Source organism: Acinetobacter colistiniresistens (genome assembly GCF_024582815.1).
Taxonomy (GTDB): Bacteria; Pseudomonadota; Gammaproteobacteria; order Pseudomonadales; family Moraxellaceae; genus Acinetobacter.
The window spans coordinates 3,149,618-3,163,439 of sequence record NZ_CP102099.1; the positions used below are offsets into that span (position 1 = coordinate 3,149,618).

Annotated in this window: 11 protein-coding genes; 2 read left to right on the forward strand and 9 right to left on the reverse strand. The window is 39.0% G+C overall.

The genetic code is table 11. The annotated features are described in order from the left end of the window. Positions 1 to 68 precede the first annotated feature (68 nt). The 4 genes from cntA to NQU59_RS15145 form a co-directional block, all read right to left on the reverse strand. Positions 69 to 1,184 (reverse strand): carnitine monooxygenase subunit alpha, encoded by a 1,116-nt coding sequence (cntA, locus tag NQU59_RS15130; protein WP_005242253.1) that lies wholly within the window; start codon positions 1,182 to 1,184, stop codon positions 69 to 71. A gap of 64 nt (positions 1,185 to 1,248) precedes the next feature. Then, complete coding sequence (locus NQU59_RS15135; RefSeq protein WP_096911173.1) at positions 1,249 to 2,202, reverse strand: alpha/beta hydrolase; 954 nt, start codon at positions 2,200 to 2,202, stop codon at positions 1,249 to 1,251. Continuing rightward, positions 2,199 to 3,854: a BCCT family transporter gene (locus NQU59_RS15140; RefSeq protein WP_257066317.1), complete on the reverse strand. Its 1,656-nt coding sequence runs from the start codon at positions 3,852 to 3,854 to the stop codon at positions 2,199 to 2,201. The genes NQU59_RS15135 and NQU59_RS15140 overlap by 4 nt, the downstream gene beginning before the upstream one ends. A 39-nt stretch (positions 3,855 to 3,893) precedes the next feature. Further along, positions 3,894 to 5,006: a tartrate dehydrogenase gene (locus NQU59_RS15145; RefSeq protein ID WP_005242257.1), complete on the reverse strand. Its 1,113-nt coding sequence runs from the start codon at positions 5,004 to 5,006 to the stop codon at positions 3,894 to 3,896. Positions 5,007 to 5,106: 100 nt separating this feature from the next. On the opposite strand from NQU59_RS15145, the gene NQU59_RS15150 reads away from it, so the two are divergent. Both NQU59_RS15150 and NQU59_RS15155 read left to right on the forward strand, forming a co-directional pair. Further along, a complete protein-coding gene (locus tag NQU59_RS15150) occupies positions 5,107 to 6,087 on the forward strand; it encodes a LysR family transcriptional regulator (protein ID WP_257063981.1) in 981 nt (326 codons plus the stop codon). 75 nt (positions 6,088 to 6,162) lie between these two features. Next, positions 6,163 to 6,996 carry a DMT family transporter gene (locus NQU59_RS15155; protein WP_257063982.1) on the forward strand — a complete coding sequence of 278 codons (834 nt, stop codon included), beginning with the start codon at positions 6,163 to 6,165 and terminating at the stop codon, positions 6,994 to 6,996. 51 nt (positions 6,997 to 7,047) lie between these two features. Here the strand turns inward: NQU59_RS15155 and NQU59_RS15160 are convergent, their stop codons facing one another. The 5 genes from NQU59_RS15160 to NQU59_RS15180 form a co-directional block, all read right to left on the reverse strand. After that, entirely contained in the window at positions 7,048 to 8,232 is a 1,185-nt protein-coding gene (locus NQU59_RS15160) for a porin (RefSeq protein ID WP_257063983.1), read from the reverse strand. A gap of 1,605 nt (positions 8,233 to 9,837) precedes the next feature. Further along, positions 9,838 to 10,032 carry a hypothetical protein gene (locus NQU59_RS15165; RefSeq protein ID WP_257063984.1) on the reverse strand — a complete coding sequence of 65 codons (195 nt, stop codon included), beginning with the start codon at positions 10,030 to 10,032 and terminating at the stop codon, positions 9,838 to 9,840. A gap of 405 nt (positions 10,033 to 10,437) precedes the next feature. Beyond that, positions 10,438 to 11,310, reverse strand: coding sequence for a hypothetical protein (locus NQU59_RS15170; protein WP_257063985.1), 873 nt, complete (start codon positions 11,308 to 11,310; stop codon positions 10,438 to 10,440). Positions 11,311 to 12,263: 953 nt separating this feature from the next. Next, complete coding sequence (locus NQU59_RS15175; RefSeq protein ID WP_155522869.1) at positions 12,264 to 12,425, reverse strand: hypothetical protein; 162 nt, start codon at positions 12,423 to 12,425, stop codon at positions 12,264 to 12,266. Positions 12,426 to 12,516: 91 nt separating this feature from the next. Next, the gene (locus NQU59_RS15180; RefSeq protein ID WP_043973717.1) at positions 12,517 to 13,422 is read right to left on the reverse strand and encodes a tetratricopeptide repeat protein; all 906 of its coding nucleotides are present in this window, start codon (positions 13,420 to 13,422) and stop codon (positions 12,517 to 12,519) included. Positions 13,423 to 13,822: the final 400 nt, after the last annotated feature.

The window sequence follows — 13,822 nt, forward strand, 5'->3', positions numbered from 1 at the left end:
TTCCTATCGATTGAAGCAAGGTACGGCCTGATCACCGCACCTTAAATTATCTAATGCCTGAGACAAAATTACTTGTGATGTTGCGCAACCAGATTCTGGAAATAAGCAATACCGTGTTCACTGATTCCTGAACGTTGCTTGTCGGTCATGATACGCCCCTGACCACGATAACCCCGTGATTTTAAACCACGTTGTACGCTTTCAACCAGTTCAAGGTCTTCAGGGCGGAAGACATTGCGATACCATTCAATCAGATCTTTCTGATCTTGGGTCAGCTCTTCATTGGTGAAGAAAATGTCATAGTGCTGCAAAGTGGTTTCCGCATCCATCGGGAACTCATAGATCACCGTCATGAAGTTTGCACCCGGCGGTACGTTAAACATGGTGCACGGCCACGTCCAGAAACCACTAAAGGTCGGATCTTTAACCGATGGATCAAGCTTGAAAGATTTTTCTGAAGAACGTGCATAACCATATTGCAGCGTCCAGTTTTGATGGGTGGTGTGCCAGTATTTATCCACCTGTACCGAGTCAGCAAAACCCGGATGCGCTGGACCACAGTGATAACATTCTAAATAGTTATCCACGATCACTTTCCAGTTCGCAGGTGTTTCCGTTACAAAACGTGCCGCCAGTTTCAAGTCTTTGATGACCGCACAGGCTTCATTCAGTTTTTGTGCAAATTCAGGCAGCTGATCTTCAACACAGGTGGCATTTTCATCCATATTAATAAAGATAAAACCACCGTATTCTTCAACTTTTAACGGCACCATGCTGGAGTTTTGCTTGTCAAAAGACTCAACATGATCACAGTTGCGTGCCAGCGCCAAACTACCATCCAGCTTAAAGGTCCATGCGTGATACGGACAGGTAATCACGTTTTTGGCTTTACCACTGCCGCTTAATAACTCATGACCACGATGCGGGCAGACATTATAAAAGGCACGTAATACGCTGTCTTTACCTCGAATCACGATGATATTTTCCCCAATCACCTTACGGGTAATATAGTCATTGGCTTGGGCAACTTCACTGCCATGTGCCACGCAAATCCAGCTTTTCGCAAAAATTTCTTCTTTTTCGCGCTCAAACACCTGAGATGAGGTATAGAACACCTTTGGAAATGTCCATGCCACATCTGGGTTTGAACAGAAATCTTCTGGTAATTTTTCAACTGCATTCATGGTTTTACTCCATTAAACTGTTTTGTCCTAACGACCGTTTTATCAAAATTGGCTGATGTCCAAATCACTTGAACATTTGCTTTAACGAACTCAGCATGTGCTGATATAAATCCTGCACTACAGGACAGTCCCGTACTAAACGTAAACTGCCATGTAGTAATCCTTTGCCGAGATAAAACTCGGCGGCAATATTGGCTTGCTTTAACTTGTCCACAAAAATACGTCCGTCATCACTTAGTGGATCGTATTCCGCCACCGCAACAAAGCTGCGTGGCATATCACTGAACTCTTCTGCCAAAAGTGGTGCTAAACGTGTGTCCTGCCAGTCACTTTCATTCGGTGCATATTCCTTCAGGTAATAATGCATTTCCTCGAGCGTCAATAACGGCGCATGTGCATGCTGCTGGCAAGACGCGGTATCAAAACTGCTGCCCAAACATGGGTAGATCAAAGCCAAACCACAAGCCTGATTGCCTGTATGCTGTAACTGAACTGCCAGTGCTGCAGCTAAATTGCCACCTGCACTATCTCCTACTAAGGCAATCTGCGTTGGATTAATGTTCCAGTCTGCGCCATGCTCACGTAGCCAATGATAGACTGTTTCACAGTCTTCATAAGCGGCTGGAAAATGATGTTCTGGTACCAACCGATAATCTACGCTCAGTACCGCAACATTCAGATCACGACATAAATAGCGGGTGATAAATTCATGTGAATCCAGATTGCCCAGCATCCAGCCACCACCATGGATAAACAGCACGCAAGACCAACCTTGCGCAGGTGCTTGGCCCAAGGGTGAATACAACCGAACATTGACGGGATGAGTGGCATGCGCAACGGTTTTATCTTCAATATTCACCGTACCATCGCGGGGTAAAGTGTAGTGCAAGCACATCGCATCGTAGGCTGCACGAATCGAATCAATATCGTTATCCGCTGCTGAATAAATGCTGCTCCAGTACACCAGACTTTGCATTTCTTCGCTTAACGCATCGCGCGTGTTCGGTTGTGCTGTCATGACAATTCCTTTTGACTGCTTTTATGCGCAACTTGAGTTGCCGCAATATCAATCTGCATCTGTTGATTGGAGTCAATGTGCTCAAGCGCTTCCAAGTCATTAAAGCTATTCTGCTCAATCAAATGCGATGGCACTTTTGAGTAATCCTCGATCAGCCATTTCACCAAGCCGTAAGTCTGTACCAGAATAATCACAATAAATGGCAAGGCAGTCACAATGGTGGCGGTTTTCATGGTATCTAATGGCGCTTTAGAGAAAATCATCGCAATCGGCACCAGTGTTAACATCAGACACCAGAATAAACGTGCATTCGGTGACGGGTCTTGCCCTTCACGCAGACCTCGGGTACAAGTGGCAGAGACCGCATAGCCCACTGCATCCATATGTGCTGCGAGGAAAATCACCATAATGCCAAGGAATAACCACATCATCAGCTTGCCTGCGGGCAACAAACCCAGCAGTTGACCAATCGCTACTTCACCACCTTGCTGACTCAAAACTTGCGGTACATTGACCATGCCGTGAATAAAACTATAGACACTGTAGTTCTCAAACACACCGAAGATGAACCATAAACCAACGCTACCGCCGATGACCATGGCAAGAATCACTTCTTTAATGGTGCGACCTTTAGATACACGGGTCACAAACAAAGCCACGCCCGGTGCATAAGAAATCCACCACAACCAATAGAATACGGTCCATTCACGGGTGAACTTCCCATCGCCCATCGGGTCGGTAAATAAACTCATATCGACAAAGTTGGTCGCCATCAGACCAAAACTCATCAATGAATTATTCATAATGAACTGGGTTGGCCCAAAGCACAGCACATAGATCGCAAACAACACCACGCCCAAACACACCATATGGCTTAAACGCTGCATCCCTTTATCCATTCCAACATAAGAGCTCAGTGCGAATAAGATGGATACCGCCAAGATGATGATGACTTTGGTCATGAAGGTATTGGGAATACCCGTGAGCTGCGACAGAATGTTGGTAAAGGTCACCGCAGTCAGTACCAGTGAAATGGTCAAGGCACCAAACATACACAGCAAGAACATCAGATCAACCACACGACCAACTGGGCCTGTAGCTTTAAAGCCCGTCACCGCTTCAATCACAGATGCCAGACTCAGCCCTTTATTCTTTCTGACATGGTAGCTGTAGCACAATGAAATCGACGCCAAGGCATAGATCGACCATGCGCTTAGACCAGAGTGAAAGAAGGAATAGGCCACACTGTATTTCAGTGCTTCTGCCGATTCAGGCGCTAAATTTAACCCAGGAGTTTGATAATAATAAGCCCAGTCTAAAAAGCCCCAGTACAAGGTGGAAGACCCAATCCCTGACAAAATGAACATGAAAATCCATGACATGGTGCTGTATTGCGGTTTGCCCTCACCCAGCTTGATTTTGCCGTATTTACTAAAGGCCAAACCAAAGGTAAAAATAATTGATAAAAAAGCAAATAACAGGACTGGCGTGGTGAACATCGAAGTGGTCCACTGCATCCATTTTGCAGCCAGTTGTATTGATTCAGATGAGTAGATTGCCAGACCAGCTACCCATGTAAACACAACGGCAAGACTGGTGATCGCAAGCGTCTTATCTGTATAAGGTTTTGTAATTTGATTATCCATATCTATTCAATCCATCTCGGATAGTGACTATTCCCTAAGAGATACTTACTCCATCGCGAATAAATCCATTTTCTGCTCAGTCACACAGGAGGCAATCGCATCGCCCACTTCATAGGTCTTGGCAGTACCACCGACATCAGGCGTTTTTGGACCATTTACCAAGACATGTTCAATTGCCTGCATGATTTCCTGTCCTGCCTGAATCACCTGCTCATCTCCATCTGCCAAGAAATCCAGCATCATGGCACCCGACCAGATCGCCGCAATCGGATTGGCAATCTGTTGTCCGTAAATATCAGGTGCTGAACCATGTACAGGTTCAAATAGCGAAGGAAACTTACGTTCAGGGTTTAAGTTTGCCGAAGCCGCCAAACCAATAGTGCCAGTACAGGCAGGTCCTAAATCCGACAAGATATCCCCGAATAAATTCGACGCTACCACCACATCAAAACGCTCAGGCTGCAAGACAAAACGTGCTGCTAAAATATCAACATGCTGCTTATCAGCCTTGATCTGCGGATAATTTTTTGCCATTGCATCGACACGTTCATCCCAGTACGGCATGCTCACCGCAATACCGTTGGATTTGGTTGCAGCCGTGATTTTTTTAGCCTCACGCTGGTCCGCAAATTCAAAGGCATATTTCAAAATACGATCGACGCCATGACGGGTAAACACTGCTTCCTGCAACACAAACTCGCGATCGGTGCCTTCAAAAGCTTTACCACCAATGGCAGAGTATTCACCTTCGCTGTTTTCACGCACCACATAAAAATCGATATCGCCGGGTTGTTTGCCAGCCAGTGGACATTTCACCCCAGGCATTAACCGAACAGGCCGTAAATTCACATACTGATCAAAACGACGACGGAACTGCAGCAATGACCCCCACAGTGAAATGTGATCAGGCACCTTTTCAGGCCATCCCACCGCACCAAAGAAGATGGCATCATATTCCTGCAGAACCTCAAACCAGTTATCCGGCATCATTTTGCCGTGTTCAAGGTAGTAATCACAGCTGGCCCAATCGAAGCTATCCATTTGAAGTTGAATGCCATATTTGTCTGCTGCTGCCTTTACAACCTTGATGCCTTCTGGTAGAACTTCTAAACCAATCCCATCACCCGCAATCGTGGCAACTTTATACTTTTTTGCCATAACGCACCCTTACACCTTTGGTTAATATCCTTAGCTGTAAACATGCTGTTTTCAGCAACAATGATCAATAAGAAAACTATCACCCCAATGGACACGGATCGTGAATAATCTACCTAACCTATCGGATTTAAAGGTTTTTTGCACAGTCGCAAAACGCAAGAGTTTTGTCGATTCAGCTGAGGAGCTGGGTGCTTCACCTGCATTTATCAGTAAACGCATCAACATTTTAGAAACCAACCTGAACTGCAAGCTGTTTCATCGCAGTACCCGTCATGTCAGTTTGACTGAAGATGGCAAACTGATTCTGGATCGGGTTTCGAATATTCTGGATGAATTTGATGAAATCAGTGAGCTGGTGAATAACCCCTTAAGCACACCCACAGGTCATCTCGATATTGTCAGCAGCTTCGGTTTTGGCCGTAAACATGTTGCGCCTATTCTGTCTAAATTGATGACCATGTACCCCAAACTGGAAATTCAATTTGATACCATCGACAACACCAAGGACCTGATTCAACACAGCATTGATCTGGATATTCGCATTGGCAACGACATTGCCCCGAATATGATCGCGAAAAAAATGGTCTCAAATTTTCGGATTTTCTGTGCAGCACCCAGTTATCTGTTAAAACATGGCATGCCTGAAAGTCTGGAGGATTTACGTAACCACGATTGCCTGACCATCAGTGAACGCGATCAATCCTCGGTATTGTGGAAATTACGTCATCCTTCGGAAGATCGGTCGGTGCATGTCACGCCGCGCTTTATCTCCAATAATGGCGAAATTATTCATCAACTGGCCATTGAAGGACATGGCATTATCTTACGTTCAATCTGGGATGTCGCCGATGAACTGATTAGCGGTGAATTGCAGCATATCTTGCCTGAATACTGGCAAGATGCCGATGTTTGGGCAGTGTATCCTTCGCGCTTAAAAAGCTCATCTAAATTACAGACCTGTATCCTGTTTATTCAGAATGAACTGATCAACCGCTTACAGCATGTTCAGAATCTGACTCGGGGTCAGTTGATCCAGCCGATTGAGCCGATCAATCCAAATACGGGAAAAGTCTTTTTATAAGGGCGACAAGCTGCCTGCTTTCTTTTTTCAGCAACATCATGCACATTAGCGAGATCATGAATCAGCAGGCAGCTTATGAGCACGGCAATATTTGTCCTTATTTTAATCGCAGCGGTATGCCATGCCACATGGAATGCCATTGTAAAAGCAGGCACAAATAAGTTTCTTACCACGGTACTGGTCACTGCCTCAGCAGCAGTTTTAGCAGCGCTGCTCTTGCCCTTCTTCCCAATGCCGCACAGCGACAGCTGGTCTTATATTCTGGCTTCAACGGCAATACAAATTCTGTATTTTGGCATGGTGGCTAAAATCTATCGCATCGCCGATATGGGACTGACCTACCCCTTAATGCGTGGCACAGCGCCGCTGATTGTGGCAATTCTAGGTACATTTTTGCTGCATGAAAAACTACAGTTCAATGCATGGCTCGGCATCATCACCATTTCCGTCGGGATCTTATCCATGATCTTGGCTGCTCCCCAAACGGGACGTAAAGGTATTGGTCTAGCTTTGCTGAATGCCGTCCTGATTGCAGGCTATACCTTGCTGGATGGTCATGGGATTCGCCTGTCGGGTTCGCCAATTGCTTATATCCTGTGGAGTTTCGTGCTGTCTGGTCTGATCTTTTTTATGTTTGCCTTGAGAATGCAATATCGTCAGATGGGTGCATATTTCCGTCGTAATTGGCATTTGGGCTTAATCGGTGGCATCGGTTCATTTTTCTCTTATGGCTTGGCGCTATGGGCGATGACCTTTGCGCCTGTTGCCGTTGTGGCGGCACTACGGGAAACCTCAATTCTATTTGCCACGCTGATCTCGATCTTTATTCTAAAAGAACGCATCAATGCGGTACGGATTATTTCCTCTTGTCTCATTTTAATTGGGGCTTTGATTCTAAGAATTGCCTAAACAAAAAAGCCAGTCTATCTCAAACAGACTAGCTCATTTTCAGTGCTGAGTTTAGAAGTAATAACCCAACGATAAATAGAACAGTTTATTCCATTGATTGCTGTCCCCTTGCGCCAGTCCATCTGCGCCACTACCCGTCATTGGGTCATTACGGCTCCAGATATATTCGCCCTGTATGCCGACTTTTTTATAGTTAAAATATAGGCCTGCGATTAAGCGATCTGAATCTTGATAGCCTGATTCATCTTTATAAAAACGGCTATACGACACATAAGGTTTAATATTTTCTAACTGATGGAAAGGCTTGGCAAAGGTGTAGTTAATTTCATTGGCCATATATTTGCCTTTGTTCGCTACTTGATAAGGATAATCAAATGCGCCAATGGTCGAGCTTTTTGGCAAAAGATCATCTGCATTTTTAATATTCTGCTCTCCTGCCAAGAACAACCATTGCCATGCCTGATAATTGGTAGTGCTAAAAACACTCCAAGTACTGCGATGCCCATCTCGATTGGTACGATTATTTTCTAGTTCTGAGTACCAGTAAGAACCGCCAATTTCAGTCGAAAAATTCTGAGATTGATCGAGCTCAAATTTTCGGGATAAGCGTGTCACCCACATATTCTTTTCATCAATATCGGTGCCTTGAGTCAGATCATCTGCCCTCACAAAGTTACCGCTATAGCGACTGGAATCCTTGGAGGTACCTTTGTAATTGCCACCATCGGTTGGATAAAAACCAAGAATGAAATTATACAGATTGTCCTTAAACTGATATTTCACTCCAAGGTTTTGAATGTCTTCCAGTCCAACGGTATTCAGCAAAGTTTCATAATAGCTATTGCCCCATAGTCGTCCAAAGCCAAAATCAACCGATTGAAAACCGACTGTCAGTCGTTGCTGATCTGAAAACTTATAGCCTACCCAAGCATCTTTTAAAAATAGTGCATCACATAAGCGGTCATACTGGTAGCAGCGTACATCCATCGATGCAATCCAGTCTGGGTTTTCATAACTGAGTACCGCTTTAATATCTGCCAGCCGCCAGTCATCGTTCTTAGAGCCTTCATTGGCTTCGACAATATAGTCTTTATGGATATAGCGGGTACGGATTGCGCCTGTCAGTTTCAGTTCACCCGCTTGTGTTTTCGGATCACCGATACTGAAATCGGCGGCCAAGACTGGCGTATTTGCCAAGATACCCATTGAACCCAAGAGAAATAGTGCTTTTTTCATTGTTGTACGTCCTTGTTTAACCTCATAAGAAAATGAAGAAATTCATGCTCACAAACAATGGTTAAACTATAAAGTCGGTCTTTACGGAGTGTGTTTAATGGAACAGGATTAAGCTCAGACAAGTATGGAATATCCTTTTAGATAGATAAAATTATCAATAATTGAATTACAGCCAAAAGAGCATAACTGAGCTTATAACTATCGTAGAACCAAAAAAACAGATAACTTAATATAAAACCATAACTTTTTATGCTGCTCTACCACTCTCATAGCCGAGCTGAAATCCAAGACATAGAATAGTTTTCTTTTTCAAAAAAATTTTAAGCTCTTCTCAGAAAATAAGGAAATTATATTAACAAAAGTAACACTTAAAATTACTGCTTCAATATTAGCAACATCCATTTGCCTGCGTTGTCGAATTTGGTTGGACTACGATGTGCTTCGTGAATCCGACCAACTACAAAGGGAGGATCATTTTCAAAATAACTACTATTAAAAATCAGTTATTTCTCATATTTAATATTGTAAAAACTAAAGTATAAAGAGCTAAAAAATACACCATAAAATTAAGTAGATATTATGATCAAACTTAACTGTATTAATAATGAGTTGGTTTAAAGGATCACTATCGGTCATGAGTGCACATAAGAACAGGAATACATAAGCAAAAAGCCAACTCTCAGAACATATATAATATTCTTCACAAAGAACATTATAGTACCAAGAATAACACTTACAATACCGAAGAACCAAAGGAGTACGCTTTCATCTTCGTTTGAGCCTTCCATTTCCCTCAAATAGACAAATCCTCCCCCGCCATGAGGCACGTAAGTGACAAAACCTTTTGTAAGAGATTCAAAACAAATAGCCAAGATACCTGAAAGAATCAGAATAAGCGCCAAGTAATGTTTTAATGTTAAATTTTTCATAGTCCTGAGTAGCGTGTCCAATATTTATATACTGTGCGTGGAGTTGCAGTACAAGCACTGGCTTAGAGTAAATAATTCCTCGTAAAGCTTCATTACGATTCACATATCTTGCTGCTAATTGATGAAAAATAGCCGCAGCATTAGCAGATTCAACTTTTTTATTTAGGGTAATCTCTCCAAAATAGCTTTTTTATGTCCTTCAACCGTTTTAAGATAATCAACTCTAGCAACCTGAACTTGCAATAATAAAGCAAATTAAATTCAATCCAGAATAAGGGCTACTATCATAAACACCCCAAAGCATTACAAAAAATATATTAAATATTGGAGATAAAAGAAAATTTTATACTTAGCTAACATTTTATTTAATTTATATTTATCTACTGGATAGTAAAAATCTTTACCATAAAGTTTTTTAAATTTAACTTCTTTTTATATTTAAGACTTCACGCCAGAAGACTATTGGTAAAACACTGACAAAAAAGAAATTAAAAGGCTCCAAGGGGACTTTAAAATATTTTTCCTCATTAAAAATAACTTTACACATCCCCTTTAAATGATAAGATACATAAAAATATTGTATAATATAAAAAAGAAGAAAAGGAATAAAAAAGAATGAAAGAACAGAAAATAAAAATTTCCTATCATTAATAAGTAAATCAAAAATATGATTCATTTATTTACTCGCTTTATCATATATATATTCTGAAAGAATACCAGCTCCTTCTCCACCAGCCCATCCAAGAAAAGCAGATGTTCCAGCAGCTAAGCCTAACACAACTAGTGAAGTTCCCCCTGTAGCAACAGTTAATACAATAAAGGCTCCAGCAGCACCTGCAGCAAGTTCTCTAGCTCTAAGTAATATTTTCACTTAGGAAAAATATTATTATTGCTAATATTGATAAACAAAAAGCTGAGAAAATTAAATTTTTACAACCGATTTATACCACTCTCCATGATTGAGTAATAATAGGTTAAGATTTTTATCATTCATATTAGGTGCTAATGGAAAGGGACCTCTAGAAAAACGGTATCTCTTTTAGTACTTTTAGCTCTCTGAATCTAGCAGCTGCAACCATTCCTGTCGTTGTTTCTATTAAAAAAAGCTAGTCAAATCTAACTTTTTAAAGTATTTCGGATTATCAAAGAGTAAACTGGAGATAGAACTCAGATTTTTTTAACATATGCATAACTTTTGAAACTAGATATTAAGGAATAAGAGATCCATATAGAACTAATAACTGCAAAAGCTATTTCAAAATACTTTTCTAACATTTTATTGGGTCATCCATTCTATACTACGATCAGCACCAGTTCCTATAATCTCACCAATCTTCCCTCCTAATATTCCCCCACCTATTCCACCAGCAACAGCACAAGCACCGATAACAACTAATCCAACACCACCTGTTCCAACCCCAATAACTATAACCGCAGCGGCTGCACCTAGAGAAGCTCCTTTTACCCCTCCATAAATACTCCCTCCTAGCTTTAAGGGTTCTACTAAGACTGCTTTTCTAATTTTTTTATTCTCCCCCGTCTCAGTTGCTTGGTAAATATTAATTCCAGCTTCTGCAATTCCGACCCCAATCATAAAGTTACCACCTTGTTTAAGAACACTAGTCACACGTCCAACCTCATTCATATTCTTTAAATAGGCTGGTAATCCACCTTGATAGTAAGCACTTTTTACAAATGCTGTACTTCTCAAATTTTTTCTTAAATTTGTTGTTTGTATTCCCGTATCCCACTTAAACATCCTTTGGGAAATGCTATTTTCAAAATCTTTCAGCAATGCTGCATTGACTGCTTCAAACTTATTAAAGTGCTTAGGATTGGCTAAACGTGTTTTCTTCTGATGTTCTTGGGCATAATTTTTTACCAATTGAGAATAAGCTCCCAAAGTTCTATTTTTAGTTGCCTCAACAAATAATAGTGCGCCATCTACAGTATTTTTTGCTCTTGTTGCTAACATTGTACCAGTACCATCTACATTATCTATAGGTGTGTGGCTAAGGCCGATAAAATCTTCATTTGTTAAGGAGTTATAAAAAAATTCATAGTTTTGTGCAAAGAATTCAGCATCAAAATTTGATGATTTATCAAGAGTAACGGATAATTTTACTATGCTTAAGTCATTAATTTTCAAATATTGAAGTAAAAGTCAAGTCACATATTTATAAGATACAATCTAACAATTCCAAATTTCAATATCTCCCTAAACCTAATACCTCTCTAAAAAAATTAAAGCAAAGATATAGAGCAAACAATACAAAAAGAAGAAGAAATTAAAAAAAACCACTTAGGAAAATCTTCAATTAATTTAATAGCATTAATAAAATTTAAACTTGGATAAAGATACGTAGGACTATTTTCTCCTTCTCTAAAAAGAACATTTTTTCTTTCTTAAGAATCTTGATTTCGATAAAATATGAAACAAAAATCCTTGCAAAACTAGAAGTAAATATAAAAATCTCCTCCAAACTAAATTTTTCTATATATTTTTCATCATTAAATAGAAGTTTACCAATACATTCTTTATTATCAAAAATCATTTTTTTAGAAAAATAATAATAAAATAATATTAAACACCAATGATAAAAGAATATTTTTCACCAAAATTTAGCTCATTCAAAAATTCATTTAATGAACATCCTGTTTTCTATCGCCCCACAGACATAAAATTTATTTTCTTAATAAACTAAAAGAGATATGTGAAAAAGATACACAAAAAATAAAATAAGCCAAAATAAAGTTTAAGAAAAATTTATTTTCTCTTATTACTAAAATAAAAATTTCATTTGTTAAATTCGGAAAAATATAATTTACATTTCTTTTAAAAACATGTATACAATCACGTCTCATCAAAACTACTTCGAGCAAATAAAAATATATAAACGACCAAATGTAGTGGATATTATAAATTTTTTTCAAAATCTATACTTAAAGTATATTCTTTATCTCCAAACAATTTTTCAGAAAAATCATCTCTATTTTTCTAATAAAGTATCCAACCATGGCATAGAAAAAACTGTATATAGTCCTCCAAAAATAATTAAACTAAAAAAACAACATCTGCTGTTGGTATATTTTCCAAACTGATCATTTACAAATCTCTAAATATCTTGAGGCTTTCTCTTGTATTAAATCACTACTTTGTTTTCCGCCGTAATAAGCAGCAATAGCAATAATTACAATAGCACCAGCTCCTGAAGTTCCAACCACTATACCAGCAATAAATCCTCCTAAGTAACAGCAACTCATCTCCACTCCCGCTCAAATTATACCTTTAAGGAAAAGATAAATTTTAAACCCATTAATTTTAATAGGTTTTCTTTTCAACAAGATTAAGATATTAAATTTTAGACTTCCAATATTGTGCTTTTTCTGGATTATACTTCAAACTACTTTCATTGGCATAAATAGAATAAATTAATTTGATGGCAGAATTACTTCCATTATTAGCCGCCATTTCTGCATATTTAACGGCTTCATCTAAATTTTGTTCAACACCCGCACCATTATAATATTTAAGTGCAGTATTATATTGAGCTTCAATCTGTCCATTTTCTGCTGCACGCTTAAACCAAGTGAGCGCTTGAACTGGATCTTTTTGAACCCCTTCTCCTAACTCATAAGAAAGCCCTACATCATTTTGTGATTCTACATCACCTTGCTCTGCTGCTTTTAATGACCATTTAAAAGACTCCTTAACATTTTTAACGATGCCATCACCATTATATAATTGAGATGCCACAATAGTTTGGGACTGTAATAGACCTAATTGAGCTGATTGAATAAAATATTTAAATGCTTTAGCTTTATCTTCTTTTACACTTAAACCTTTATAATAGGCCAATCCGACATTATGAATTGCAGAAGGATTTCCATTTTTAGCCCCTTCTTTAAACCACATCAAAGCTTTTTGATCATCTTTTTTTACAGCCTCATTACCATTACGATAGATCAAGCCTAGTTGTAACATTGCATTAGAAGAACCTAACTTGGCAGATTTTTCAAATAACTCAAAAGCTTTCTCCTGATTAAAATCAGCACCTTCACCTGTAGTAAACATAGACCCCAATACAAATAATGCTTCTGGATCATTCGCTTTTGCTGCCCTTTCTAAATCATTCTTTGACTTGAAATCGGAAATTTGTTTGTAGTCTTTAGTTAAAGTCTCAGGTTTATTATTCTGGTTACCCTCGCTACATGCTAATGTAAAAACAACAAAAAGTATTAATAAGATACGAAATTTCATCATTAATTCCAAAGTTTAATAGAAAATCACCACTTTCAATCCAATCAAGTATTTGATAGTTTTTACTAACTTATGGGCCATTACCAAATAAGATAGCACACTTAGTACAGGGTTCTGTAGTATCTAACTCACTAACTTAAATTTCAATATCTCCTAAACCTAATACTTCTCTAAAAAAATTAAAGCAAAGATATAGAGAAAACAATACAAAAGAAGAAAAAATTAAAAAACATCCTCTTAGGAAAATTTTCAATTAATTTAATAGCATTATTAAAATTAAAATTTGGATAAAGATACGTAGGACTATTTTCTCCTTCTCTAAAAAGAACATTTTTCTTTCTTAAGAATCTTGATTTCGATAAAATATGAAACAAAATCCTTGAAAACTAGAAGTAAATAT

What these genes read in the sequence shown, in the direction of transcription:
- cntA (WP_005242253.1), bottom strand. Translation starts at nt 1,184, where the DNA reads ATGAATGCAGTTGAAAAATTACCAGAAGATTTCTGTTCAAACCCAGAT.
- NQU59_RS15135 (WP_096911173.1), bottom strand. Translation starts at nt 2,202, where the DNA reads ATGACAGCACAACCGAACACGCGCGATGCGTTAAGCGAAGAAATGCAA.
- NQU59_RS15145 (WP_005242257.1), bottom strand. Translation starts at nt 5,006, where the DNA reads ATGGCAAAAAAGTATAAAGTTGCCACGATTGCGGGTGATGGGATTGGT.
- NQU59_RS15155 (WP_257063982.1), top strand. Translation starts at nt 6,163, where the DNA reads ATGAGCACGGCAATATTTGTCCTTATTTTAATCGCAGCGGTATGCCAT.
- NQU59_RS15160 (WP_257063983.1), bottom strand. Translation starts at nt 8,232, where the DNA reads ATGAAAAAAGCACTATTTCTCTTGGGTTCAATGGGTATCTTGGCAAAT.
- NQU59_RS15175 (WP_155522869.1), bottom strand. Translation starts at nt 12,425, where the DNA reads ATGAGTTGCTGTTACTTAGGAGGATTTATTGCTGGTATAGTGGTTGGA.
- NQU59_RS15180 (WP_043973717.1), bottom strand. Translation starts at nt 13,422, where the DNA reads ATGAAATTTCGTATCTTATTAATACTTTTTGTTGTTTTTACATTAGCA.